The organism is Nocardioides humi (genome assembly GCF_006494775.1).
Taxonomy (GTDB): Bacteria; Actinomycetota; Actinomycetes; order Propionibacteriales; family Nocardioidaceae; genus Nocardioides; species Nocardioides humi.
Genome location: NZ_CP041146.1, coordinates 4,127,160 through 4,150,679, shown reverse-complemented (window position 1 = coordinate 4,150,679; position 23,520 = coordinate 4,127,160). Strand labels below are relative to the sequence as shown.

The 23,520-nt window shown below is 73.3% G+C and carries 24 protein-coding genes and 1 pseudogene; 14 read left to right on the top strand and 11 right to left on the bottom strand.

The window, feature by feature from the left end; all coding sequences use genetic code 11:
- Positions 1–72: 72 nt before the first annotated feature.
- The gene (locus FIV44_RS20170; RefSeq protein WP_141006009.1) at positions 73–1,518 is read left to right on the top strand and encodes a diguanylate cyclase; all 1,446 of its coding nucleotides are present in this window, start codon (positions 73–75) and stop codon (positions 1,516–1,518) included.
- Here the strand turns inward: FIV44_RS20170 and FIV44_RS20165 are convergent.
- Positions 1,511–2,956: a carboxyl transferase domain-containing protein gene (locus tag FIV44_RS20165; protein ID WP_141006008.1), complete on the bottom strand. Its 1,446-nt coding sequence runs from the start codon at positions 2,954–2,956 to the stop codon at positions 1,511–1,513. The two genes, FIV44_RS20170 and FIV44_RS20165, sit on opposite strands and share 8 nt — an antisense overlap.
- Before the next feature lie 208 nt (positions 2,957–3,164).
- Positions 3,165–3,995, bottom strand: a complete 831-nt coding sequence (locus tag FIV44_RS20155) for a helix-turn-helix domain-containing protein (RefSeq protein WP_141006007.1) — start codon at positions 3,993–3,995, stop codon at positions 3,165–3,167.
- 111 nt (positions 3,996–4,106) lie between these two features.
- Here FIV44_RS20155 and FIV44_RS20150 point away from each other — a divergent pair, with 111 nt between their 5' ends.
- Together FIV44_RS20150 and FIV44_RS32440 are read left to right on the top strand one after the other, a co-directional pair.
- Positions 4,107–4,700, top strand: coding sequence for an NADPH-dependent FMN reductase (locus FIV44_RS20150; protein ID WP_141006006.1), 594 nt, complete (start codon positions 4,107–4,109; stop codon positions 4,698–4,700).
- A gap of 39 nt (positions 4,701–4,739) precedes the next feature.
- Positions 4,740–5,459, top strand: coding sequence for a class E sortase (locus tag FIV44_RS32440; RefSeq protein WP_246086513.1), 720 nt, complete (start codon positions 4,740–4,742; stop codon positions 5,457–5,459).
- Here the strand turns inward: FIV44_RS32440 and FIV44_RS20140 are convergent.
- Both FIV44_RS20140 and FIV44_RS20135 read right to left on the bottom strand, forming a co-directional pair.
- Positions 5,448–6,719 carry an MFS transporter gene (locus FIV44_RS20140; protein ID WP_219996103.1) on the bottom strand — a complete coding sequence of 424 codons (1,272 nt, stop codon included), beginning with the start codon at positions 6,717–6,719 and terminating at the stop codon, positions 5,448–5,450. The genes FIV44_RS32440 and FIV44_RS20140 overlap by 12 nt on opposite strands.
- Positions 6,712–7,179: a MarR family winged helix-turn-helix transcriptional regulator gene (locus FIV44_RS20135; RefSeq protein ID WP_181410710.1), complete on the bottom strand. Its 468-nt coding sequence runs from the start codon at positions 7,177–7,179 to the stop codon at positions 6,712–6,714. The genes FIV44_RS20140 and FIV44_RS20135 overlap by 8 nt, the downstream gene beginning before the upstream one ends.
- Positions 7,180–7,228: 49 nt before the next feature.
- Between FIV44_RS20135 and FIV44_RS20130 the strand changes: the two genes are divergently transcribed.
- From FIV44_RS20130 to FIV44_RS30680, 3 genes are all read left to right on the top strand, one after another.
- A complete protein-coding gene (locus tag FIV44_RS20130) occupies positions 7,229–8,125 on the top strand; it encodes a diacylglycerol/lipid kinase family protein (protein WP_181410709.1) in 897 nt (298 codons plus the stop codon).
- Positions 8,126–8,144: 19 nt separating this feature from the next.
- On the top strand, positions 8,145–9,824 hold the full coding sequence (gene lysS, locus FIV44_RS20125) for a lysine--tRNA ligase (RefSeq protein ID WP_181410708.1): 1,680 nt from the start codon (positions 8,145–8,147) through the stop codon (positions 9,822–9,824).
- 88 nt (positions 9,825–9,912) lie between these two features.
- Positions 9,913–10,086 (top strand): hypothetical protein, encoded by a 174-nt coding sequence (locus FIV44_RS30680; RefSeq protein WP_181410707.1) that lies wholly within the window; start codon positions 9,913–9,915, stop codon positions 10,084–10,086.
- Positions 10,087–10,192: 106 nt separating this feature from the next.
- Here the strand turns inward: FIV44_RS30680 and FIV44_RS20120 are convergent, their stop codons facing one another.
- Positions 10,193–10,615: a DUF3151 domain-containing protein gene (locus FIV44_RS20120; RefSeq protein ID WP_141006003.1), complete on the bottom strand. Its 423-nt coding sequence runs from the start codon at positions 10,613–10,615 to the stop codon at positions 10,193–10,195.
- 41 nt (positions 10,616–10,656) lie between these two features.
- Between FIV44_RS20120 and FIV44_RS20115 the strand changes: the two genes are divergently transcribed.
- On the top strand, positions 10,657–12,156 hold the full coding sequence (locus FIV44_RS20115) for a DHA2 family efflux MFS transporter permease subunit (protein WP_342778839.1): 1,500 nt from the start codon (positions 10,657–10,659) through the stop codon (positions 12,154–12,156).
- A 15-nt stretch (positions 12,157–12,171) separates the two neighbouring features.
- Here FIV44_RS20115 and FIV44_RS20110 read toward each other — a convergent pair whose 3' ends face one another.
- Positions 12,172–13,035, bottom strand: coding sequence for an alpha/beta hydrolase (locus tag FIV44_RS20110; RefSeq protein WP_141006002.1), 864 nt, complete (start codon positions 13,033–13,035; stop codon positions 12,172–12,174).
- Positions 13,036–13,267: 232 nt separating this feature from the next.
- Here FIV44_RS20110 and FIV44_RS20105 point away from each other — a divergent pair, with 232 nt between their 5' ends.
- Positions 13,268–14,257: a helix-turn-helix transcriptional regulator gene (locus tag FIV44_RS20105; RefSeq protein WP_181410706.1), complete on the top strand. Its 990-nt coding sequence runs from the start codon at positions 13,268–13,270 to the stop codon at positions 14,255–14,257.
- Between the two features lie 28 nt (positions 14,258–14,285).
- On the opposite strand, the gene ilvA is transcribed toward FIV44_RS20105, so the two are convergent.
- Complete coding sequence (gene ilvA / locus FIV44_RS20100) at positions 14,286–15,578, bottom strand: threonine ammonia-lyase IlvA (protein WP_141006000.1); 1,293 nt, start codon at positions 15,576–15,578, stop codon at positions 14,286–14,288.
- A gap of 2 nt (positions 15,579–15,580) precedes the next feature.
- The gene (fbaA, locus tag FIV44_RS20095; RefSeq protein WP_141005999.1) at positions 15,581–16,612 is read right to left on the bottom strand and encodes a class II fructose-bisphosphate aldolase; all 1,032 of its coding nucleotides are present in this window, start codon (positions 16,610–16,612) and stop codon (positions 15,581–15,583) included.
- A gap of 113 nt (positions 16,613–16,725) precedes the next feature.
- Between fbaA and FIV44_RS20090 the strand changes: the two genes are divergently transcribed.
- Together FIV44_RS20090 and FIV44_RS20085 are read left to right on the top strand one after the other, a co-directional pair.
- Positions 16,726–17,334, top strand: coding sequence for a hypothetical protein (locus tag FIV44_RS20090; protein ID WP_141005998.1), 609 nt, complete (start codon positions 16,726–16,728; stop codon positions 17,332–17,334).
- Positions 17,331–17,828 (top strand): SigE family RNA polymerase sigma factor, encoded by a 498-nt coding sequence (locus FIV44_RS20085; RefSeq protein WP_141005997.1) that lies wholly within the window; start codon positions 17,331–17,333, stop codon positions 17,826–17,828. Before FIV44_RS20090 ends, FIV44_RS20085 begins: the two co-directional genes overlap by 4 nt.
- A gap of 6 nt (positions 17,829–17,834) precedes the next feature.
- Here the strand turns inward: FIV44_RS20085 and FIV44_RS20080 are convergent.
- Positions 17,835–18,481, bottom strand: a pseudogene (locus FIV44_RS20080) (TrmH family RNA methyltransferase).
- Positions 18,482–18,578: 97 nt separating this feature from the next.
- Here FIV44_RS20080 and FIV44_RS20075 point away from each other — a divergent pair.
- Both FIV44_RS20075 and FIV44_RS20070 read left to right on the top strand, forming a co-directional pair.
- Positions 18,579–19,361 carry a DedA family protein gene (locus FIV44_RS20075; protein WP_246086511.1) on the top strand — a complete coding sequence of 261 codons (783 nt, stop codon included), beginning with the start codon at positions 18,579–18,581 and terminating at the stop codon, positions 19,359–19,361.
- 45 nt (positions 19,362–19,406) lie between these two features.
- Entirely contained in the window at positions 19,407–19,847 is a 441-nt protein-coding gene (locus FIV44_RS20070; RefSeq protein ID WP_141005996.1) for a VOC family protein, read from the top strand.
- A 131-nt stretch (positions 19,848–19,978) separates the two neighbouring features.
- On the opposite strand, the gene pyrE is transcribed toward FIV44_RS20070, so the two are convergent.
- On the bottom strand, positions 19,979–20,524 hold the full coding sequence (gene pyrE / locus FIV44_RS20065; protein ID WP_219996102.1) for an orotate phosphoribosyltransferase: 546 nt from the start codon (positions 20,522–20,524) through the stop codon (positions 19,979–19,981).
- A 151-nt stretch (positions 20,525–20,675) separates the two neighbouring features.
- Between pyrE and FIV44_RS20060 the strand changes: the two genes are divergently transcribed.
- Positions 20,676–21,251 (top strand): Uma2 family endonuclease, encoded by a 576-nt coding sequence (locus FIV44_RS20060; RefSeq protein ID WP_181410705.1) that lies wholly within the window; start codon positions 20,676–20,678, stop codon positions 21,249–21,251.
- Positions 21,252–21,262: 11 nt separating this feature from the next.
- Positions 21,263–22,435 carry a pyridoxal phosphate-dependent aminotransferase gene (locus FIV44_RS20055; RefSeq protein ID WP_281285750.1) on the top strand — a complete coding sequence of 391 codons (1,173 nt, stop codon included), beginning with the start codon at positions 21,263–21,265 and terminating at the stop codon, positions 22,433–22,435.
- Between the two features lie 45 nt (positions 22,436–22,480).
- Here FIV44_RS20055 and FIV44_RS20050 read toward each other — a convergent pair whose 3' ends face one another.
- Positions 22,481–23,500: a hypothetical protein gene (locus FIV44_RS20050; protein WP_141005993.1), complete on the bottom strand. Its 1,020-nt coding sequence runs from the start codon at positions 23,498–23,500 to the stop codon at positions 22,481–22,483.
- Positions 23,501–23,520: the final 20 nt, after the last annotated feature.

Below are 23,520 nucleotides of genomic sequence, written 5' to 3'. Positions count from 1 at the left end.
CCAGGCCCGAACGTGATGATGAGCCTCGTACGCTGGATGCAGCCCCGCGACCCCCGCCTCGCAGGACGCTCCGTGTCGACGCTGTGCGGCGTCGCGGCCGCCGTCACCGTGGCCACCGCCCCGCTGCAGCACCAGCACCTCCGCACGGGACTCGTGCTGGCCGGCGGACTCATCCTGATCGTCGTCGTGTTCAGCCTCCTCTCGCGCCGGCTCGACGCGTCCCACGAGCTGGGCTGGGCGCTGGGGCCGTTCCTCGCCGTCGCCGCTCTGGTGGCCATCGACCTGCTCACCCACGATGCCGCCCTCACCGCGCAGGTCTTCCTCCTGTTCCCCGCGCTCTACGGCGCCTCCCAGCTGGCGCCGATCGGCGCGACCCTCCTCACCGGAGCGTCGGTGATCGGCGAGCTGGTGGTCGTGCTGGTCCAGCTTCCGCTGCGCGAGGCGGTGGTCGACGGCAGCTACGTGATCGCCGCGCTGGTCACGTCGGCGGTCCTGCTCGGCGCTGCCAGCCAGCGCCACGCGCGGACGGTCGCACAGCTCGAACGGCTGGCGGCGGTCGACTCCCTGACCGGGCTCGCCACCCGGCGCGTCCTCGAGAAGGCCGCCGCCGCGGCGCTGTCCGACGCGGACGGCGACGCGGGCACCTCGCTGATCCTGATGGACGTCGACGACTTCAAGTCGATCAACGACACTCACGGCCACGCGGCGGGCGATGACGTGCTCGTCCAGCTCGCCGGGCGCGTCCTCGCGCTCAGCCGGTCCGGCGACATCGTCTGCCGGATCGGCGGGGACGAGATCGCGATGCTGCTGCCCGGCCGCGCCGAGGCGTCGGCCACCGATCGCGCCCAGCGGATCGCGGCCGCCGTGGAGCACGAGCCCTTCCAACTGGCCGACGGCACCGAGCTGGCCGTCTCGGTCAGCGTGGGCCGTGCGCACGCGCCGGCCGGGAGCGCCGATCTGCGCTCGCTCTACGCGTCGGCGGACGCGGATCTCTACGCGACCAAGCACGGCGGGCCCGCCCGGCCCGGCCCCGGGAGCACGCGGAGGACCAGGCGTAGGCACGCGTCGAGACGCGGTGGCGTGCTAGAACAGGTTCTAGTCCTGGGATGCTCCAGGACGCCGATCCGACCACCAGGAGTCACCATGGGCGCCCGCCGCGAGACCATCCTCGAGACCATCCAGCAGTACGTCGACCTCGTCGCCACCGGCAGCTCCGCCGACGTCGTCGCCCTGTACGCCGACGGCGCCACCGTCGAGGACCCGGTGGGCTCCGAGGTGCGCACCACCCGCGAGCAGATCGCCGAGTTCTACGGCGCCCTGGACGGCCTCGAGCAGTCCGCCCGGCTGCTGCACACCCGGATCGCCGGCAACGAGGCCGCCTTCGCGTTCGAGCTGGTGACGAAGGCCGGCGAGCAGACCTACACGCTGGCGCCGATCGACGTGATGACCTTCGACGACGACGGCCGGATCCTGTCCATGCGGGCGTTCTGGTCCGGCGAGGACATGCTCGTCAGCTGACCGGACCCGGGTCGGCGAGGCGGGCGGCGATCTCGGCGACGACAGCCCGGGCGAGCGTCTCGGGGGTGTCCCCCTCCAGCTCGGGTACGACGCCGTGGACGTCGCCGTCCGCGAGCAGGTCGAGCGCGCCGACCTTCTGCGCGGCCGCCATGTCCGCGGCGTGCGACGGGTCGCCGTGGACGATCACGCTCGCCCCCTCGGGCGGGAGCGGGGAGAGCCAGCCGCGCTCGGCGGCCAGCACCGTCCGGGCGGGCAGCAGGGCGAGCGCACCGCCGCCGCAGCCCTGCCCGAGGATCACCGAGACCGTGGGGACGGTCATGGTGACCAGGCCGGCGAGGCAGCGGGCGATCTCGCCGGCGATCGCGCCCTCCTCGGCGGCCTGGGAGAGCTCGGCGCCGGGGGTGTCGATCACCGTGACGAGGGGCAGCCGGAGCTCCTCGGCGAGCTCCATGGCGCGGCGGGCCTCGCGCAGCGCACCCGGCCCCATCGGGGTCGCCGGCGTCTGGCGGGAGCGGTCCTGGCCGACCAGCACGCAGGGCTGCCCGTCGAGCCGGGTCAGCGCGATCAGCACCGAGTCGTCGCGCTCCCCCTCGTCGGTGCCCTTGAGCCGCAGGGTGCTGGCGGCGCCGTACCGCAGCAGGTCCCGCACCCCTGCGCGCTCCGGCGCACGGGTCGCCTCGATGTCCTCCCAGACCGGGTGGTCGAGCACGGTCCCGCTCGCGACCGGCGTACGACGCTCCAGTGCGGGCGCGGACGCCGGGTCGACGAGCACGCCCAGGGCGTGGTCGACGAGCGCCGGCAGGTCCTCGACCGGGACGACGGCGTCGATCACGCCGTGCGCGGCGAGGTTCTCGGCGAGCTGGACGCCGGGAGGGAACGGCCGGCCGTTGAGCGCCTCGAAGACCTTGGGGCCGAGGAAGCCGACGAGCGCACGCGGCTCCGCCACGGTCACGTGGCCCAGCGAGCCCCAGGACGCGTAGACGCCGCCGGTCGTGGGGTGGCGCAGGTGCACGAGGTACGGCAGTCCGGCGCCACGGTGCTCCATCAGCGCGCGCGAGATGTCGACCATCTTCACGAAGGCGCGGGTGCCTTCCTGCATCCGGGTGCCGCCGCTCGACGTCGAGGCCAGCACCGGCAGTCCCTCGGCCGTCGCCCGGCGTACGGCGGCCGCGATCCGGGTGGCGGCGGCGACGCCGATCGACCCGGCCAGGAAGCGGAACTCGTTGACGACGAACGCCACCGGCCGCCCCCGCACGGTGCCGCGGCCGGTGAGCACCGACTCGTCGGTGCCGGCCTTCTCGGCCGCCGCGCGCAGCTCGGCCCGGTAGGCCGCCGGGTGCCCGCTGATGTCGACCGGCGTGTCCCACGACTCGTAGGAGCCCTCGTCGAGCACCAGGTCGATCAGCTCACGTGCGGTCCAGCGGCGCGGCGTACCCATGGCCCGGATCCAACCACGGGCCTCCCCGGCGCACGTGGGCAACAAGTGCCGAAATGGATCAGCCCCGCAGGTAGGTCAGCACGGCGGACACGCGGCGGTCGCTGTCCGGGGCGAGGTCGAGCTTGGCGAAGATGTTGCCGTGGCGCCCGTGCGGTCCATGCTGCGCGGCAGCTCGCCGAGCGAGGCGGTCGGCGGTTGAGACGATGGGCTACCGGACCGCGCGCAGCGACCCGCTGGCAGCCCGGTGCAGCCGGTCGAGCGCGGCGGCGGTCACCTCGTCGGCCGGCAGCAGGACGACCAGCTGCTGGGCGTCGTCCGCCGGGAGCTCGAGCACCTCGCGGTCCAGCCGCAGCTCTCCGACGTCGGGATGGTGCCACCGCAGCGAGCCGTGCCGGGGCACCGCGACGCCGCTGAGGCGACGGGTGAACTCCTCGCCGCCGGCGGCGCCGAGCTCCTCGACGAAGGCCGCCGCGCGGTCGCCGGCGATGCCGGTCCAGATCGACAGCGCCTGCTGGTCGGCCACCCGGTCCCAGTCGGGGAAGGTGCTCCGTGCGCGCTCGTCGGTGAAGACGTAGCGGGTCAGGTTCGGCTCCGGGTCGTCGAGCAGGCCGACGGCGACGGCGAGCCGCTCGTAGCCGGACGTGTACGCGAGCAGGTCCCCGAACCGGTTCGTCACCACGGCCGGCCCGGGCTCGAGCTGGTCGAGGATCGCCCGCACCGACGGGCGGACCTGCGTGCGTCCCGGCTCGCCGGCGAGGCACTGGCCCGCGGAGACCTTGGTGACATTGCGCAGGTGCTCGCGCTCCGACGGGTCCAGGCGCAGCGCCTCGGCGATGGCGGTGACGACCTGCACGGACGGGTTGCGGTCGCGGCCCTGCTCGATCCGGGTGAGGTACTCGACGCTGATCCCGGCGAGGGCCGCCAGCTCCGAGCGCCGCAGGCCCGGTGCGCGGCGGCGTCCGGTCGTGGGCAGGCCGACGGTCGCGGGCGGCGTCGCGTCCCGCCGTGCTCGCAGGAAGTCGCCCAGCGGAGTGGCCATGCCGCCACGATACGGCGCTCCGGCGGACGACCGCGGTGCCGAAGGTGGCCCTGTCGGAGCCAGCCTGATCCCGGTCTGGTTGCCGGCGGCCGGCCGGAACAGAGTGGCGCCATGACCGACAACAGCAGACTCGCCGTCGTCGTCGGCAGCGTCCGGGAGGGCCGGTTCGGACCGGTCGTCGCGGCCTGGGTCGCCGAGCAGGCGCGCGCCTTCGGCGGCTTCGACGTGGACGTGATCGACCTCGCCGACTTCGACATCCCCCTGGCCCTGCCGGCCGGATCGCCCAAGGAGCCCGGCTATCCACGACCGGAGGGGATGACGGACCTGACCGCCCGCCTGGAGGCGGCGGACGCGTTCGTCCTCGTCACGCCCGAGTACAACCACAGCTACCCCGCCTCGCTGAAGGCGGCGATCGACTGGCACTTCACCCAGTGGGCCGCGAAGCCGGTCGCGTTCGCGAGCTACGGCGGGGCGGCCGGCGGGCGCCACGCGGTGCTGCACCTGGAGAACGTGCTGACCGAGCTGCACGCGGTGACCGTGCGCGACGGGCTGGCGTTCGTGAACTACCCGCTGGCCTTCGACCTCGACGAGGGCCGGCCGGCCGACGCGAGCGCCACGACCTACGCCAAGACGCTGCTCGCCCAGCTCGCCTGGTGGACACCGGTCCTGCGCACGGCCCGCGAGCGGGCGCCGTACCCGGGCTGACCCTTCGGGCGGCGCCCACCGCGTCGTACAGTCGAGGGCGTGGTCGGACGCGCTCTCCGCGTCACCCTCCTGGGCCTGGTGCTGGCGGGCTGCTCCGCCGATCGGACCGGTGACCAGGAGCCCGCCGGCGCGCCCTCGGCGACGGCCTCCTCCGGCGCACCGGGCACGGCCACCCCGGCACCGTCGCCGACACCGTCGGCGGCACCGTCGCCGACACCGGAGCCCGAGCCGTCGGACGGCCGGCCCCGGCCGGCGCGACTGACCGTCCCGCGGCTCGGGATCGAGGACCTGCGGATCGAGCCCTATCGCGGGATGACCGACGACGCGCCGGGGACCCGGATCCAGGACCGGGGACTGGCCGCCAGCCCGCACGGACCCCGCGGCGGCGTCGGTCCCGGCGGGATCGGCAACTACCAGGTGACCGCCCACCGGCTCTCCTCCACGCAGGCCTTCCTCGACCTGCCGCGACTGCGCAAGGGCGACCGCGTGGTGGTCGAGGCCGGCGCGGTGCGGTACGTCTACCGGGTCACCGGCACCCGGCGCACGTCGTTCCGCTCGCCGGAGTCGCTCGAGGAGCAGCGCGCGGCCGTCCCGGGGAGCCCCGGCGTCGCGCCGACCCAGGCGATGATCACGCTGTCCACCTGCGCGACGCCGGAGGATCACGCCGCCGGCAACTACTGGTCCGACGAGCTCGGCAATCCGGAGCACCGGATCGACAAGATCGGCGTCCTGGTGCGCGCCCGGCCGTCAGGCGGGTAGCCGGCGCAGCGTCGCGGGACGGCAGACGAGGAGCGCGGCCAGGGGCGCGAGGGCCATCACCACGATGGCTCCCCGCACCGAGACGAGGTCGGCGACGGCGCCCACCGCCAGGGCGGCGATCGGGCGCGATCCGACGAAGCCGACCATCCACAGGGCCATCACCCTGCCGCGCAGCACCTCGGGCACGCGCAGCTGGACCGCGGTGCCGACGGCCGTTGCGGCGATGCTGAACCCGGCGCCCACGAGCCCGTAGCCGACGAGCGACGGCACCACCCCCTGCGCGGCCGCGGTGACGACGGACCCCGCGGTCATGGACAGCAGCCCCAGCGCGACGAACCATTCCGTGGTGATCGCCCTCCGCAGTACGGCGAGTGCCACCAGCCCGAGGACGGCACCGACGCCGAACGCGGTGCTCAGATTGCCGACGAGCGCGGCGCCGCCACCGAGCTGCTCGGCCACCGCCGGCGCGAGAGTGAGCGTCGGCTCGGACCCGAGGCCGATCGCGGTCACGGCCAGCAGGAGCAGGAGGAGCGGACGATCGCCGAGCACGTGACGCAGCCCGGCGCGCACCGAGTAGTCGGTGTCGGCCGCACGCGGCGCCCGCGCCGGGACCCGCACCGGGAGGATGGCGACGAGGAACAGCGCGTGCCCGGCGCCGGCGACCGCGAACCCGGCAGCGACGTCGAGATGCGTGACGACGAAGGCGCCCAGCGCCGGGCCGACGACCCGGGCGATCGTCCCCGGCGCGGTGTTGAGCGTCATCGCGGCGGGGAGCTCCTCGCGCGTGACCAGAGCGGGGACGATCGACTGCATCGCGGGACCGCCGACGACGAAGCCCAGGCCGATGACGAAGGACCCCACCAGCACCGCGCCCGCCGAGGCCCAGCCGCGGGGGTCCGCGAGGCCGTACCAGAGCACCAGGCCGCCGCTCCCGAGCAGGCACAGCAGGCGGCCGACGATGAGCTGCCGCCTCACGTCTCCGGCGTCGGCCCATGTGCCGCTGAGCGGGGTGAGGAAGATCTGCGGACCGAACTGGGCGACCGCGACCAGACCCACCGCGACGGCGGATCCGGTCGCGGTGTACACGGCGATGGCGGCCACCACGGAGTGCACCCAGATGCCGGTGACCGAGAAGACCTTGCCCCAGGTGAGCAGCCCGAAGTCGCGATCGACGAGGAGCCGCATCGTTCCTCGGGCGACGATGACCTGCGGGACCGGACCGTCGGCGGTCGCCGCCAGCGCCGGAGCCGGCTCAGCCATGGCGGGCCTCGACGTCGTCGTAGCCGGCGAGCAGGCGCTCGAGCAGGTCGCAGAGACGGCCCAGGTCCTCCGGTGCCAGCCCGGTCGTGGCCTCGGCCAGGATCTGCTGCCTGTTGGCGGTCGCCCGGTCCAGCGCGGCACGACCGGCGCTGGTGAGATCGAGCCGTGCCCGGCGGAGGTCGTCGGCGCACGCGGCGCGCTCCAGCAACCCGCGGCGGATGGCCGCGCCCACGGCGCGACTCGCCGTGGACTGCTCGACGCGCAGGTCCGCCGCGACCTCGTTGATGGACGGCCTCTCCCCCGCCGCCCGCCGTCGCTCGACGACCCGGAGCATGCTGAGCGCCTCGACACCCGGCCCCACGTCGACACCTTCGAGGAGCCGGTCCCGGTAGCCCGGCCGGCGCACGGCGCGCACCAGCCGGAGCACCTGCTCGTCCAATCGGGTCAACTCGTCGCTCATAAAATATGCATAGTACATGCATAAGAACGGCCCTGCCTATGCTGGCCCCATGTCGGCCGGCGCGGACCTCCTGCTGATCACCAACAGCGACGCCGGTACGGCGGACCGGGAGGCCGTCGACGCGGCCGTGGCCGTGCTCCGGGAGGGTGCCGAGACCGAGGTCCGCGCGACCTCCGGGCCCGCCGAGCTCGACGACCTGCTGGCCCGGGCCGGCGACCGGACGATCGTCGTGGCCGGCGGCGACGGCAGCATCCATGCGGTCGTCCAGGCGCTGTACGACCGGGAGGACCTGGCCGGGCGGACGCTCGCGCTGATCCCGCTCGGCACCGGGAACGACTTCGCCCGCACCCTCGGCGTACCGCTCGAGCCCGAGGCGGCGGCCCACGCGGTCCTCGCCGGGACGCCGCGCCGCACGGACCTCGTCGTCGACGACGGCGAGCAGGTCACCGTGAACAGCGTCCACCTCGGCGCGGGCGCGGAGGCCGGGAAGCGCGGCGCCCGCTGGAAGGCGCGGCTGGGCCGGATCGGGTACCCGATCGGTGCGCTGCAGACCGCGATCAGCCCGCCCAGCCTGCGGGTCCTGGTCGAGGTCGACGGCGAGGTGGTGGTGGACGTCGACCAGCCGGTGCTGATGGTCGCGGTGGGCAACGGCGCGTCGGTCGGCGGCGGCACCGAGCTCACCCCGGGCGCCGAGCCCCACGACGGCCAGGTCGACGTGCTCGTCGCGACGCCGGTCTCGCCGGTCGCCCGGCTCGGCTACCTGCTGCGGCTGCCGTTCGGGCGCCACGAGGAGCACGCCGACGTACGGATCCTGCGGGGGCGCACGGTCCGGGTCAGCGGCACGCCGTTCGACTGCAACAGCGACGGGGAGATCGAGGGGCCGGTACGGTCCCGGACCTGGCGGGTGCTGCCGGCGGCGTACGCGATGGTGGTCCCGCCGCGGTAGCGCAATAGGCTTGGGCGCCGTGGCACGAGGACAGCGCAACCAGCAGGGCGGCCAGCAGGACCCCGGCGACTGGGTGACCCGGACCGCCGACCTGGCGCTCCGGCACGCCGAGACCGTCAACGGCGGCACCCTGCCCGCGCTGGTGACCTGTGCGTCCGGGATCAGCCCGTCGGGGCCGATCCATCTCGGCAACCTGCGCGAGTTCCTCACCGTCCACTTCGTGGCCGAGGAGATCCGGCGGCGCGGGATCGAGGTCCGGCACCTGCACAGCTGGGACGACTACGACCGGTTCCGCAAGGTCCCCGCCGGCGTCGACCCCGCGTGGAACGAGCACATCGGCCGGCCCCTGTCGGCGGTCCCCGACCCGACGGCTGAGTTCCCGAGCTGGGCCGAGCGCTACAAGGCGCCGCTGCGCGCCGCGCTCGCGGAGATGGGCTGCGACATGGTCGAGGTGAGCCAGACCGAGATGTACCGCTCCGGCGCCTACCGAGAGCAGGTGCTCACCGCGATCCGGAAGCGCGGTGAGATCGAGACCGTGATGGCGCGGTTCCGCACCAAGAAGGCGGAGGGCGAGGAGGACGACGAGGGCTCGGCCTCGGGCGACCTGTCCCGGTTCCCCTACAAGCCCTACTGCCGCGGCTGCGGCCGCGACACGGTCACCCTCACCTCCTACGACGACGCGACCACCGATCTCGCCTACACCTGCGACGTGTGCGGCGACTCCTATGTCACGAATGTCGCCACGCAGGACGAGGGCAAGCTGGTCTGGAAGGTCGACTGGCCGATGCGGTGGACGTTCGAGGGCGTGCACTTCGAGCCCGGCGGCGTCGACCACGCCTCGCCCGGGTCGTCGTACACGGTCGGCAAGGAGATCGTCGGCCCGGTCTTCGGCGGCACCGCGCCGTCGTTCGTGGGCTACTCCTTCGTCGGCGTCGCCGGCATGCCGAAGATGTCGTCGTCCAAGGGCGGGGTCCCCACCGCGGCCGAGGCGCTGCGGATCCTGGAGGCCCCGATCCTGCGCTGGCTGTACGTCCGGCGGCAGCCGAAGCAGGCGTTCAACGTCGACTTCGGCCAGGAGGTCCTGCGGCTGTACGACGAATGGGACGCGCTGACGCGGAAGGCCGCGATCCCGGAGAAGCGGGACGCCGCGGTGCTCGCCTGGGAGCGGGCCTCGGCCACCTCGACCGCCGGGACGCTGCCGACCCCGGCGGTCGTCGTACCGTTCCGGATGCTGTCGTCGGTGGCCGACGTCACCGCCGGCTCGCGCGAGATCACCGCCCGCACCGTCGGCGCTCCCGAGGCGGACCTGGAGCCGCGGCTGACGAAGGCGGCGACCTGGATCACCTCGTACGTCGACCCGGAGGACCGCACCACGGTCCGCGCCGCCGCCGACGCCGAGCGGCTGGCCGGCCTGACCGAGGACGAGTCCCGCTGGCTGGGCCTGCTGCTCGACGGCCTGCCCGCCTCGTTCGACGCCCCGACGACCGGCGACGAGCTGACCACGCTGATCTACGGCGTACCCAAGCTGGCCCGCGGCCTCGCCGTCGACGACGCGCCCACCGACGAGGTGAAGGCCGACCAGAAGGCGTTCTTCCGGCTGCTCTACAACCTCCTCGTCGGCGCCGAGCGCGGCCCGCGGCTGCCCACGCTCTTCGCCGCCCTCGGGCCGGAGAAGGTGCGCTCCCTGCTCGCGCCCTGACCGCCGCGCCCGGAAATCTCCGAAATCCGCGTGATGAACCACCGCCGACTCCGTCCGGTCAGGTGTACGTCTCGGACTAGGAGATCTCATGCGGACCAACCAGCTGACCCACAAGCACCGCGCGACCGCCCCCGTCCCGGCGGGTGAGCGGCCGGCGGCGACCCGGGCGCACCGCGCCTCACGGCCCAGCGACCTGCCGATCGCGGCCGCCCTCGGCATCATCCTGCTGCTCGTCGCCGCCTACCTCGCCGTCCGGGCCTGACATGCGGCTGTGGCTGCCCTCGCTGGGCGCCGCGCTGAGCACGCTCGCGCGCGACCTGTGGCGGTCCGCCCGCCGCTGAGCCGCCGCTGAGCCGCCGCTCGCGGAGTCAGGCCAGCAGCTCGTCGTACGCCGTCGGGCTGGAGTCGCGCAGGAACGTGGAGCAGCGCTCCCACTCGTCGGCCTCGCCGATCGCGCGGGCGGCCAGGGCCAGCAGGGCGAGGGCGCGCAGGAAGCCGCGGTTGGGCTCGTGCTCCCACGGGACCGGCCCGTGGCCCTTCCAGCCGTTGCGGCGCAGCAGGTCGAGCGAGCGGTGGTAGCCGACGCGGGCGTAGGCGTAGACCGTGACGTCGTCGGCACCCTCGTCGCGGGCCTGCTCGGCGAGGCTCGCCCAGGCGAGGGGCGACGACGGGAGGCGGCGTACGACGGCGGCGGGTGCCTGGCCCTCGGCGAGGAGGGCCTCGGCGGGGTCGACGGGCAGGTGCGTGGGGGGAGGACCGGCCATCAGGTCGGTGCCGGGCGTGATGCTCATGGCTCCATTGTGGCGGCGGGGAACAGGATGTCGGTGCCCGGGTGTTGACTCTCTCCGTGACCCAGAGCGCACCCACCTCCCCGGCGTCGAGCGCCGCCCCCACCCCGGAGAGCAATCCCTGGCCGGCCCTGTGGGCCCTGGTCATCGGGTTCTTCATGATCCTGGTCGACCTGACCATCGTGACCGTGGCGACGCCGACGATCATCGAGGACCTCGACGCGTCGGTGAACGACGTCGTCTGGGTGACCAGCGCCTACATGCTCGCGTACGCCGTGCCGGTGCTGATCACCGGACGACTGGGCGACCGGTTCGGCTCGAAGTACCTCTACCTCGCCGGCCTGACGGTCTTCACCCTGGCGTCGCTGTGGTGCGGCCTGACCACGACCGTCGAGGCGCTGATCCTGGCCCGGGTCGTGCAGGGCTTCGGGGCCGCGATGATGACGCCGCAGACGATGGCGATCATCACCCGGATCTTCCCGCCGGCCCAGCGCGGCAGCGCCATGGCGGTCTGGGGCGCCACCGCCGGCGTGGCCATGGTGGTCGGCCCGATCCTCGGCGGCGTCCTCACCGACGGCCTCGGCTGGGAGTGGATCTTCTTCATCAACCTCCCGGTGGGCCTGGTCGCGTTCGCGATGGCGTGGCGCCTGGTCCCCGCCCTGCCGACCCACGAGCACCGGTTCGACTGGCTGGGCGTCGCGCTCTCGGGCGTCGCCATGTTCCTGCTCTGCTTCGGCATCCAGGAGGGCCACCAGATGGAGTGGGCGCCCTGGATCATCGCGATGATCGCCGGGGGCCTCGCGCTGCTGGTCACCTTCGTCGTCTGGCAGCGGCTCAACCGGGCCGAGCCGCTGGTGCCGCTGAGCCTGTTCAAGGACCGCAACTTCTCGGTCTCCAACGTCGCCATCGCCTGCATGGGCTCGATCGGCGCGTCCTTCGGCTTCCCGCTCATGCTCTACGCCCAGGCGGTGCGCGGCGACTCGCCCACCGAGGCGGCCCTGCTGATGCTGCCGATGGCCGTGATGTCCATCTTCCTGGCCCAGCCCGTCGGCAAGCTGACCGACCGCCTGCACCCCCGTCAGGTCCTCGGCTTCGGGTTCGCGATCAGCCTCGTCGGCTTCCTGCTGCTCCTGTGGCGTCTCGAGCCCGGCATCGCGGTCTGGGAGATCGCCGCCCCGATGGCGGTCATCGGCATTGGCAACGCCTTCATCTGGGCGCCGACCGCGGCGACCGCGAACCGCAACCTCCCGATGCACCTCGCCGGTGCCGGAGCCGGCGTCTTCAACGCCGTCCGCCAGGTCGGCTCGGTGCTCGGCGCGGCCGCCATCGCCGTACTGATGGACGCCCGTCTGGCCCACTACCTCCCCGGCGCCGCCGCCCACGGCGAGGCCGGCGCCGCCAAGATCCCCGACCCCCACATCGCCGAGCTGTTCAGCAAGGCCATGCAGCAGTCGCTCTGGCTGCCCGCCATCATGTACGCCGTCGGGCTGGTCGCCGTGCTGTTCTACGAGAAGCCACGGCACGAGGGGTTCGGGGCCCACTGACCCGAGCGGCGCTGCTCAGCTCGCGAACCGCCTGACGAAGTCGAGACTGAGCAGGGCGACCTCTTCCCATCCGCTGTCGATGGTCAGCGAGTGGCCGCGGCCGGGTATCTCCACGTATTCCGTGACCGCCGACTTGTTCTTCGCCTGGCGCTCGTATGTCGCGCGCGAGATCGCCGGAGGAACCTGGTGGTCCAGCTCGCCCGCGGTGACGAGCATCGGACCGCGATCGCTCGCCTTGTTGTCCGCCTTGGCCTCGGTGTGCGGGTTGATATTGGCGAAAGCCGCCTGGAAGACCGGCACACCCGACCCGGCGACGTGGCAGCTGTCGTAGAGGGCGCGGGCCTCGTCCTCGTCGACGGCGTTCGCGAAGCCGTAGCGGAACTGCTCGAAGGTCAGCGCGACGGCGCGATGCCGGTTCGCCGGATTGGTCAGGACCGGAGCGGATGCCTTCAGCGCCGCGGCGGGGAGCGGCAGGACGCCGCGGGAGGGGGCCGGGTCGATCGCGACGGTGGCCAGCGATGCACCGCGGCCGGCCAGGATCTGGACCAGCAGGCCGCCGAAGGAGTGGCCGATCAGCACGGGCTTGCGGTCCAGGCCGTCGAGGATCGTCTGCTGGTAGGCGGCGATGTCGCCGATGCTCTTCTTCGCGAAGACCGTCGGGTCCTCGCGCGCGACGACGACGTCGGGCGGGTCGTCGGGCCATCCCGGCGTGACGGCCGCGTAGCCGGCGTCCTCGAAGAACGCCGCCCACCTGTCCCAGCTGGAGTCGAGCAGCCACAGACCGTGCACGAACACGACCGGCTGCCGCCCGGACTCGTTGGCGGCGGCGACCTCGGCGAGGTCGGCGGTGGCCGGTTGGTACTCCACGTCGTCGGACATCGAGAGCTCCTCGGTGGTTGAGCAGGAACGGCGTCGCGCCGATGCTAGGTCCGTGCGTGATCCAGCGGTGTGCTGTGCGTGCACGATCCCCGTCCTGCGTGCACGATGGGACGTCGAGCGGCCGGGGCCTCGACCACGAGCACCTTGACCGCCGAACCGGGCGGACCTAGGTTCTGCTTCACCACGCATGCTCGTCGGCACGCGGACGTTCCTCTTGGGCGGAGTGGTTGCCTTGCGCCTCTACGACTCACGACTCCTCGCGCCGGACGACCGGCTGGACAAGCTGCACGACGCCTATGCCTCCAACCTGTGGGCGAGCCGGCTCGAGGTCCCCCGCGACCAGGCGGGCGGCACCCTCACGACCAGCCTCGACTACTTCCCCCTGGGCACCTGCGCCGTCGTCCAGACGTCGTCCTCCAGCTTCCGCCTGTCACGGACGCCTTCCCTGATCGCCCGTGATCCGTCGGCACTGCTCAGCCTGCCCATCGTCTCCGGCGGCGAGCTGGAGTACCTCGGCGAACGGAGGGTGGTGGGCAGCGGTGACCTGTCGGTGATCGACTCCGAGCAGGTGCAGAGCTTCCATCAGCCGCAGCACGGCTCCGGCACCCTGTTCCAGCTCCCGCGTGACCTGCTCGCACTGCCCCCAGACGTGATCCTCGAGGGATCGCGCCATCTCGAGCACAGTCCGCTCTACCCCGTCGTCCGCGGCTACCTCCACGACCTCTTCCGGCACATCGAGCCGATCTCGCAGGATCCGGTCGCGGCCTCCGCGGCCGAGCAGAGCGGCATCGAGCTGGTGCGCGCGCTCCTCGTCTCCGCCGCTCGGCCACGCGACGGTCTCCGCGACGCCTTCGCCGAGACCTTCGTCAGCAGCGCGCTGGCCTACGCCCGCCGGCATCTGAGCGACCCGTCACTCACCCTGGGACAGGTCGCGGTCCGGCTGAACGTCTCGAGGCGGTACGGGTACGCACGCTTCGCCGAGGCGGGGATCTCGTTCGAGCAGTGGGTCATCGAGCGGCGGCTCCACGGGGCCCGGGCCGCGATGATGTCGCCTGAGCGCAGCCAGGTGACGATCGAGGCCATCGCGCATACGTGGGGGTTCCGCGACGCGAGCCACTTCGTCCGGCGGTTCCGCCAGGCCTTCGGCTGCACGCCCACCCAGTGGCGCCGACGTGCGTCAGGCACGTCCCCCGGTCGGGACGACGACCTCTTGGCGCCCTGACCTGAGGAGCCGCGTGGCCGGCCTCCGGTCAGGACAGCACGAACCCGAACAGCGGGCTGTCCGGCGGCACCTTCTCCACCCGCAGTCGCGACTCCTCCATCCGGGCCAGCAGCCCGGCGAGGTCGTCGGCCGACTGCATCTCGATGCCGACCAGCGCGGGGCCGGTCTCGCGGTTGTTGCGCTTGGTGTACTCGAAGAGCGTGATGTCGTCGTCGGGGCCGAGCACGTGGTCGAGGAAGCGGCGCAGCGCGCCCGGCTCCTGCGGGAACTCCACCAGGAAGTAGTGCTTGAGCCCCTCGTGGACCAGCGCCCGCTCGACGATGTCGGCGTAGCGGGAGACGTCGTTGTTGCCGCCGGAGACGACCACGACGACCCGGCTGCCGGGTGCGAGATCGGCGAGTCCACCCGCCGCCGGCAGCCGGAGCGCGGCGGGGGCCAGGGCGCCGGCGGGCTCGGCGATGATGCCGTCGACCTGGTACAGGTCGAGCATCTCGACGCAGATCAGGCCCTCGGGCACGGCCGCGACCGACAGGTCGACGAGCGCGCGGGCCTCGGCGACGGCGCGGTAGGTGAGGTCGCCGACGCGGCGTACGGCGGCGCCGTCGACGAACGGGTCGACGGTCTCGAGCTCGACCGGGCCACCGGCCGCGAGCGCCGCGGCGAGGGAGGCGGCGCCGGCGGGCTCGGCGGCGACGACGCGTACGCCGGGCAGCCGCTCGCCGAGGACGGTGAGGCAGCCCGCGATCAGGCCGGCACCGCCGACGGGCAGCACCAGCGCGTCCGGCGCCCAGCCCAGGTCGGACGCCTGGGCCAGGATCTCGGCGGCGACGGTGCCCTGGCCGGCGACGATCCCGGCGTGGTCGAAGGCCGGGACCACGGTCGCTCCCGACGCGGCGGCGAAGTCGGAGGCGGCGACCGCCGCGTCGTCGTACGCCTCCCCGGCGATGACGACCTCGACCTGGTCGCCGCCGAGCGCGGCGACCCGGTCGCGCTTCTGCCGCGGCGTGGTGCGGGGCAGGAAGATCGTGGCGTGGACCCCGGCGCGGGCGCAGGCGAAGGCGACGCCCTGCGCGTGGTTGCCCGCGCTCGCACAGGTGACGCCCCGGGACCGCTCCTCCTCCGACAGCCCGGCGAGCACGGTGTACGCGCCGCGGGCCTTGTAGGAGCGGACGGGGGTGAGGTCCTCGCGCTTGAGCCAGACGTCGAGCCCGGTCAGCGCCGAGAGCCGGTCGGCCCGCTGCAGCGGCGTCGGCGGGATGACCGGGCCGAGCAGGGCGGCCGCCCGGTCGACGTCGGCCGCGGTGGGAAGCTCCGGAGCCACCGTCAGCCGACGGACTTGCCGGCCGAGCGGAGGTTCTCGGCGGCCTCGACGACGCGCGCGGCCATGCCGGCCTCCGCCGCCTTGCCCCAGGCGCGCGGGTCGTAGGACTTCTTGTCGCCGACCTCGCCGTCGACCTTCAGCACCCCGTCGTAGTTGCGGAACATGTGGTCGGCCACGGGGCGGGTGAAGGCGTACTGGGTGTCGGTGTCGACGTTCATCTTCACCACGCCGTAGTCGACCGCGGCGGCGATCTCCTCCGCCGTCGAGCCGGATCCGCCGTGGAAGACGAGGTCGAACGGCTTCGCGTCGGCCGCGAGACCCAGCTCGGCGACGACCGCCGCCTGGGCGTCGCGCAGGATCTCCGGGCGCAGCTTGACGTTGCCGGGCTTGTAGACGCCGTGGACGTTGCCGAAGGTGAGGGCGGTCAGGTACCGGCCCTTCTCGCCGGCGCCGAGCGCGCGCACGGTGGCGAGCGCGTCCTCGGGCGTGGTGTAGAGCTTCTCGTCGATCGCGCCGACGATGCCGTCCTCCTCGCCGCCGACGACGCCGACCTCGATCTCGAGGATGATGTGGGCCGCCGCGGCCGCGGCGAGCAGCTCCTCGGCGATCTGCAGGTTCTCGTCCAGCGGTACGGCGGAGCCGTCCCACATGTGCGACTGGAACAGCGGCGCCTCGCCCCGGCCCACCCGCTCGGCGGAGATCGCGATCAGCGGGCGGACGAAGCCGTCGAGCTTGTCCTTCGGGCAGTGGTCGGTGTGCAGCGCGATGTTGACCGGGTAGCTCTTCGCGACCTCGGCGGCGTACGCCGCGAAGGCGACCGAGCCGGTCACCATGTCCTTGACCGACGGCCCGGAGAGATACTCCGCGCCACCGGTCGACACCTGCACGATGCCGTCGGAGCCGGCGTCCGCGAAGCCCTTGAGCGCCGCGTTGAGGGTCTGCGAGGACGTGACGTTGATGGCCGGGAAGGCGAACGCGCCCGACTTCGCGGCGTCGAGCATCTCGGCGTACTTCTCAGGGGTGGCGATGGGCATGCTGCTGGCTCCTGCACGGGGTCCGGTTACGTCCGCCTCAACCTACCGCGACAACCGATCGGTGTCGGCGCGCGTATCCCTGGTTGAGTGACCACCCGAGAACGGAGGACCCCGTGCAGGACATCATCGACCGGCTGGAGGCCGAGCTCGGCGGCCCGCCGCCGGCCCCCACCTTCGACGTCGGTACGACGATCGCCACCGGCCGCCGCGCCGTACGACGTCGCCGACTGGCCGCGGCCGGCGCGACCCTGGCGCTCGCGCTGGTCGCCGGCGGTGCGGGCTGGGCCGCGACGACCCGGTTCGACGGCGCCGAGCGGACGCTGGTGGTCGCCGTCGCACCCGGCGTCTCCGCCGAGGGGCTGGGCTCGACGGACGGGCTCGTCGACGAGTCCCCGGCGGGCTACGACCCGCAGGACGACGACACGATCCTGGTGCGCAGCGGTTGGGAGGTGGTCGAGCGGATCGAGGACCCGGTGACCGGCAGGGACACGGCCGACGGCGGGGGCCCGATCGCCGACTCGGTGGGCCTGGGGCTGCGCAAGGGGGCCACGACCACGTGGGTCGTGCTCTGGCGTCTCACGTCCTCCACCGGCCAACCCCGCACGTCGGCCGGCGGCGGGATCGCCGAGACGGACACCGAGTCCGGCTACGACACCCTCGCCGGCTGGCTCGAGCACCAGCGGGCGCTGGCCTTCACCGACGCCGACGGGGGCGACCGGTGAGGCGCGCGGACCGGGAGGCGGCGTACGTCGAGTTCGCCACCGCCCGCCGCGACCAGCTCCGCCGGATCGCCTACGGCATGTGCGGCGACTGGCACCGCGCCGACGACCTGGTGCAGACCGCGCTGGTCCGCCTGTACGTCGCCTGGCCGCGGGTCACCCGGCACGGCACCGAGGACGCCTACGCCCGCAGGATCCTGCTCAACGCCGCCATCGACGAGTCCCGCCGCGCCGTACGCCGGGAGCTGCCGACCGACGCCCTGCCCGACGTCGCCGCCTCCCCCGGCCTCGACGTCGAGGACCGCGACTCGCTCGTCGCCGCGCTCCAGACGCTGCCCGCCCAGCAGCGGGCCGTCGTGCTCCTGCGCCACTGGCTCGGCCTGTCGGTCGCGGAGGTCGCCGCCGAGCTCGGCATCGCCGAGGGGACGGTCAAGAGCCACACCTCGCGCGGGCTGAGCGCGCTCCGGCACCGGCTGGAGGCGCCGGAGCCGGCGTGACGGCCCTCATCCCCGCCAGGCCTCGTCCCCGCCGAGGTCGGCGTGCTGGCGCACCCACGCGTGCATCGCGATCGCGGCGGCCGCCGAGGCGTTGATCGAGCGGGTGGAGCCGAACTGGGCGATCGAGAAGGTGCCGTCGCAGGCCTCACGCGCGGCCGCGGACAGGCCGGGCCCCTCCTGACCGAAGAGGAAGCAGACCCGCTCGGGATCTCCATGGTCTCCAGGTGGGCGGAGCCGGGGAGGTTGTCGATGCCGAGCAGCGGTACGCCGGCGGCGGCCAGGTGGGCCTGGAGGTCGGCGACGCTCGGGTGGTGCCGGACGTGCTGGTAGCGGTCGGTGACCATCGCGCCGCGGCGGTTCCAGCGGCGGTTGCCGACGATGTGCACCTCGGCGGCGAGGAAGGCGTTGGCGGAGCGGACGATGGTGCCGATGTTGAAGTCGTGCTGCCAGTTCTCGATGGCGACGTGGAAGCCGTGGCGGCGCCGGTCGAGATCGGCGACGATCGCCTCCATCGACCAGTAGCGGTAGCGGTCGACGACATTGCGGCGGTCGCCGTCGCGGAGCAGCGCGGCGTCGTACACCTCGCTTCCGGGCCCCTCCGGCCACGGCCCGTCCCACGGACCGACGCCGACCTCGGGCCGTCCGTGGGGCATCGGGTCGTACGGCGCGCGCGCCTCCTCGTCCACGGGCTCGTCCACGGATCGCACCCTAACCGTCACCCCGTTGGGCCGCGGCCGGTAGCGTGGCGTCGTGAACTCGCTGGTCGCGACCCCGTTCGTCGTGCCGATGCTGCTCGGAATCAAGTGGCTCGACCCCGAATGGCTGCAGCACGAGTACGGCACCATGTTCATCTGGATCGCGATCGGCATCGTGTTCGTCGAGTGCGGGCTCTTCTTCCCGTTCCTGCCGGGCGACACGCTGCTGTTCGCGCTCGGGCTGTTCATCGCGGGCAGCAACAAGACCGGCTACTCCGTGATCGGGATCTCCAACGAGCCCGTCGAGCTCGTCATCGCCTGCGTGCTGCTCATCATCGCCGCCTTCGCCGGCAACGTCGCAGGCTACGAGATCGGCCGCAAGCTCGGCCCGCCGCTGTACGAGCGCGAGGGCCGGATCCTGAAGCGGAAGTACTTCGACAACACCAGCGCCTTCTTCGACAAGCACGGCAACAAGGCGCTGGTGATCGGGCGGTTCGTCCCGTTCGTGCGCACCTACATCACCGTCGTCGCCGGCGTCACCCTGATGGACCGCCGGCGCTTCTTCACCTGGAGCGCGATCGGCGCCGTCCTGTGGGTCGTGTCGATCACGCTGCTGGGCTACTTCCTCGGCGCCGCGATCCCGGCCCTCGGCGAGAACATCGACTACGTCACGCTCGCCATCCTCGCCTTCTCCGCCATCCCACTCGGATGGGAGTGGTGGCGGCACAAGCGGCCCGCCGCGAAGCGGCGCAAGGGGCTCGCGACGAGCCCCGATCCCGCCCCCGAGGCCGCCCCGAGCGTTCAGTCGTCGAGGAGCGATGAGTTCATCTCGAGGTGACAGTCTGCCCCGGTATCGAGTCCACCACGACACCCGGGAGCAGCCATGGCGATCCACCTCGCCCCCTACGTCAACTGGCGCGGCCAGGCCCGCGAGGCGATGGAGTTCTACCAGTCGGTCCTCGGCGGCGAGCTGAGCGTGATGACGTTCGCCGACATGGGCGGCACCGCGGCGGGCGTGGCCGAGGCCGAGGGCGAGGCCGACTGGGTCATGCACTCCGCGCTGAGCGTGTCCGACTCGGTGCTCCTGATGGGCGCCGACCACCCCTCGCACGTGCCCGGTGAGCCGCAGACGCAGCAGGTCAGCATCAGCGGCCCCGCCGAGGACGGCGACACCCTCCGCGCCTGGTGGGCGGGCCTCTCCGAGGGCGCCACCGTCCACGAGCCACTGGCCCCGGCCCCCTGGGGCGACAGCTTCGGGATGCTGAGGGACAAGTACGGCGTCGACTGGCTGGTCAACATCGCTGGTGCGCGCGGGGAGGGCTGAGCCCGGCTGCATGGATCCCCGGATGTCCGGGGATCCATGCGCTTGTCAGGGGTTGCAACACCTGACAAGCGCATGAAGAGCCCCACCGGCGTGACCGATGGGGCTGATGTGACGGGCGCCCCGCCGCGGGATCAGCCCCGGGCGGCGGCCCGGGCCGCGTCCAGCTCCGCCTTCGTCAGCACGGCCCGCACCTCGAGCCCGACGTCCGCCAGCGGGTTCTCCCCCGCCGGGCTGCGGTCGATCGCGCACACCACCGTCTCGACGACCGCACCGCCCGAGCGCAGCGCGCTCGTCGCGTCGCGCACGGCTCCCCCGGTGGTGATGACGTCCTCGATCAGCACGACCCTGCGGCCGTCGTACGACGGGCCCTCCGCGAGCTTGGCGGTGCCGTACTCCTTGGCCTTCTTCCGCACGAACACCGCCGGCAGCCCCACGAGCTGGCTCACCGCGGTCGCGATCGGGATGCCGCCCATCTCCAGGCCGCCGAGCAGCTCGGCGTCGGCCGGCAGCAGCTGCGCGACCTCGCGCGCGACCCGGGCGAGCAGGAGCGGGTCCGCCTCGAAGAGGTACTTGTCGAAGTACTCGTTGCTCACCTGACCCGAGCGGAGCACGAACTCGCCCGTCAGGCGGCAGGTGGCGTCGATGTCGGCGGCGAGGGCGGTGTCGGTGGTCGTCACGAGTCCTGAGGCTATTGCCTTCCGGGCGCCTGTGGACAACGCGGGCTGTCGTCGGACCCTCACGCCATGCTTGGTCTCCCTCCCGTTCTCGGGTCATCATGGAAGGAGCACCGATGTGTCACTGCCTGTCCCCTACCCCGCGAGGCAAGCCATGTCCGCCCTCACCCCGGTCAGCGCACCCGGCATCGAACGGATCCCGATGTCCTTCGAGGAGTTCCGGTCGTTGCCGGACAAGCCGAAGGCCGAGTGGGTCGACGGGGTGGCGGTGATCTACACCATGGCTCCCGTCTCGCGACACGCGTCTTTGCAGTACGAGCTCGCCCACTGGTTCCGGACTCGATTCCCCGACCTGTGGGGCGGGACCGAGGCGGACACCTGGCTGCCCGCCAACCGGATGCGCAGGCCTGATCTGGCGCTGACCGTCCGCACTCCGACCGGTCCCTGGATCGAGGGCACCGACGATCCGCCGCTGATCGTCGTGGAGATCCTCTCCCCGACCACGCGGAGCGAGGACCTGATCCGCAAGGGCCCGGAGTACGCCTCTGCCGGCATTCAGCAGTACTGGATCGTCGACCCCGACGACGATCCGTCCATCGAGGTCAACCAGCTCACCGACGGCGAATGGGTCGAGGTGGCGCGCGTGACCGAGGCGAGCCCGACCGCCACCGTCACGGTGCCCGGGCACGACGAGGTCGAGCTCGACTTCCGGGAGGTGTTCCGGCAGTAGGGTCGGTTCCCGTGCACCCTGCAGCTCATCGCGTCGCCGGCATGGGCGAGACGATCTTCGCCGAGATGTCCGCGCTCGCCGTCCGCACCGGCTCGGTCAACCTCGGCCAGGGCTTCCCCGACACCGACGGCCCGCCCGAGATCATCGGCGCGGCCGTCGACGCGCTCCGAGGCGGCGCCAACCAGTACGCACCCGGCATCGGCGTCCCCGCGCTGCGGCACGCGATCGCCCGCCACCAGCGGCGCCACTACGGCATCGACCTCGATCCCGACTCCCAGGTCGTCGTGACCACCGGCTGCACGGAGGCCATCGCCGGCGCGCTGCTCGGGCTGGTCGACCCGGGCGACGAGGTGGTGGTGCTCGAGCCGTACTACGACTCCTACACGGCGATGATCGACTTCGCCGGCGGCGTACGACGCCCGGTGACCCTGCGCGCGCCGGACTTCCGGCTCGACCCGGCCGAGCTCGAGGCGGCGGTCTCGGACCGGACCAGGCTGATCCTGCTCAACACCCCCCACAACCCGACCGGCCGGGTGCTCGACGCCGCCGAGCTCGCCGCCGTCGCCCGGGTGGCCCGGCAGCACGACCTGCTCGTCGTCACCGACGAGGTCTACGAGCACCTCACCTTCGACGGCCGGCGGCATGTGCCGATCGCGACCCTGCCCGGCATGGCCGAGCGGACGCTGACCCTGTCCAGCGCCGGGAAGTCCTGGTCGGTCACCGGCTGGAAGGTGGGCTGGGCGACCGGTCCGGCGGAGCTGGTCGCGGCGGTGACCGCGGCCAAGCAGTGGCTCACCTTCACCTCCGGCGCTCCCCTGCAGCCGGCGGTGGCCGCGGCGCTCGACGCCGGCGACGCCTTCCCCGCGGCCCTCGCGCGCGATCTCCAGGCCCAGCGCGACCAGCTCGTCGCGGGGCTGCGCGCGGCCGGCCTGACGACCTACCTCCCCGAGGGCACCTACTTCGCCACCACCGACGTCACCGACCTCGGCTGGGCCAGCGGCAGCGACTTCTGCCGCGCGCTGCCGGAGCGCGCCGGTGTCGTGGCGATCCCGTCGGAGGTGTTCTACGACGACCCCGACGCGCCCGGCAGCGGCCGCCACCTGGTGCGCTGGGCGTTCTGCAAGCAGCCCGCGGTCATCGCCGAGGCGGTCCGCCGGCTCGGCGCGGCCGACCTGCGCGCCTGAGCCCGAGATCGGGCCCGCGCCTGAGCCCGAGATCGAGCCCGACGCTCAGCGCCCGGCGTACCACCGGGCGACCTCGGGCCGGATCAGCAGCCAGGTGCTCCCGGCCAGCATCGCCACGAGGATGACCAGCGGCCAGACCCCGAGGGACAGCAGCAGCGCGAGCAGCGCGGCGCACCCGCCCGAGATCGCCAGCGTGATCCGGGCCCAGTTCTGCCCGACGAGGGCGAGGACGGCGAGCACCGCCGCGCCGAGCGCCCAGGCGGCCACCCCGCCGAGGAGCAGGTAGACGCTCGCGACGACGTCCGCCTCGGTCACCTGCGAGGTGTCGAGCCAGGACGGCTGGTCGCGGACGACGTCGGCGAACACCTGCTCGCGGTGCTGCGCCACCCAGGTCCCGACCAGGGCCAGGGCGAGCACGACCAGGCCGGAGGCGATCCAGGTGAGCACGCACGCGGCGACCAGTGCCGGCGGGCGGGCGCCGCGGTCCACGCGACCCCGGGCACCCGGCGGCGGGAGCGGCGCCGGACCGGACGGGGGTACGACGGCAGGCGGCGCCGGCGTCCCGGGCGGAGCCTGCGCCCCCGGTGGCCGGAGCGCGGCGAGCCGGGCGGCACGCCGCTCCTCGTAGCGCTGGATCCACGGGCGTCCGGCGTACCAGTCCCGGGTCGGCTGGAGCCACAGCAGCGCGATCCCGGCGAGCACCATCGGCGCGAGGAAGCCGGCCGTCGCCAGGCCGCCGACGAACAGCAAGGGCGCGAGCACGGTGAGCGCGACCCGCGCGCCCGCCGAGCGCTTGAAGACCTGGATGCCGAGGATCGCCGACGCCGTCGCCGCACCCGCGCCGACCAGGCACAGGATGCGGATCGCGGTCGCCAGGCCGTCGACGCTCAGGCCGAGGTTGGCGGTCATCGGCTCGGTCAGGACCCGCTGGAGCTCCTCCTGGACCTCCAGCGTGTGGAGGGAGGAGATCCGCTGCCAGGCGGCGAGCACGACGAACACGGACCCGCCGACGATCAGCGCACCCGCCAGCGTCGCCTGTCCCGGGCGGGGCTGCTCCTGGCTCATGGCTCCATTCCACCAGACCG

Bases quoted from the DNA above. Each gene is read 5' to 3' on its own strand.
- FIV44_RS20165 (WP_141006008.1), bottom strand. From the start codon at position 2,956: ATGGGTACGCCGCGCCGCTGGACCGCACGTGAGCTGATCGACCTGGTG.
- FIV44_RS20155 (WP_141006007.1), bottom strand. From the start codon at position 3,995: ATGGCCACTCCGCTGGGCGACTTCCTGCGAGCACGGCGGGACGCGACG.
- FIV44_RS20150 (WP_141006006.1), top strand. From the start codon at position 4,107: ATGACCGACAACAGCAGACTCGCCGTCGTCGTCGGCAGCGTCCGGGAG.
- FIV44_RS20140 (WP_219996103.1), bottom strand. From the start codon at position 6,719: ATGGCTGAGCCGGCTCCGGCGCTGGCGGCGACCGCCGACGGTCCGGTC.
- FIV44_RS20135 (WP_181410710.1), bottom strand. From the start codon at position 7,179: ATGAGCGACGAGTTGACCCGATTGGACGAGCAGGTGCTCCGGCTGGTG.
- FIV44_RS20130 (WP_181410709.1), top strand. From the start codon at position 7,229: ATGTCGGCCGGCGCGGACCTCCTGCTGATCACCAACAGCGACGCCGGT.
- FIV44_RS30680 (WP_181410707.1), top strand. From the start codon at position 9,913: ATGCGGACCAACCAGCTGACCCACAAGCACCGCGCGACCGCCCCCGTC.
- FIV44_RS20120 (WP_141006003.1), bottom strand. From the start codon at position 10,615: ATGAGCATCACGCCCGGCACCGACCTGATGGCCGGTCCTCCCCCCACG.
- FIV44_RS20110 (WP_141006002.1), bottom strand. From the start codon at position 13,035: ATGTCCGACGACGTGGAGTACCAACCGGCCACCGCCGACCTCGCCGAG.
- fbaA (WP_141005999.1), bottom strand. From the start codon at position 16,612: ATGCCCATCGCCACCCCTGAGAAGTACGCCGAGATGCTCGACGCCGCG.
- FIV44_RS20070 (WP_141005996.1), top strand. From the start codon at position 19,407: ATGGCGATCCACCTCGCCCCCTACGTCAACTGGCGCGGCCAGGCCCGC.
- FIV44_RS20060 (WP_181410705.1), top strand. From the start codon at position 20,676: ATGTCCGCCCTCACCCCGGTCAGCGCACCCGGCATCGAACGGATCCCG.
- FIV44_RS20050 (WP_141005993.1), bottom strand. From the start codon at position 23,500: ATGAGCCAGGAGCAGCCCCGCCCGGGACAGGCGACGCTGGCGGGTGCG.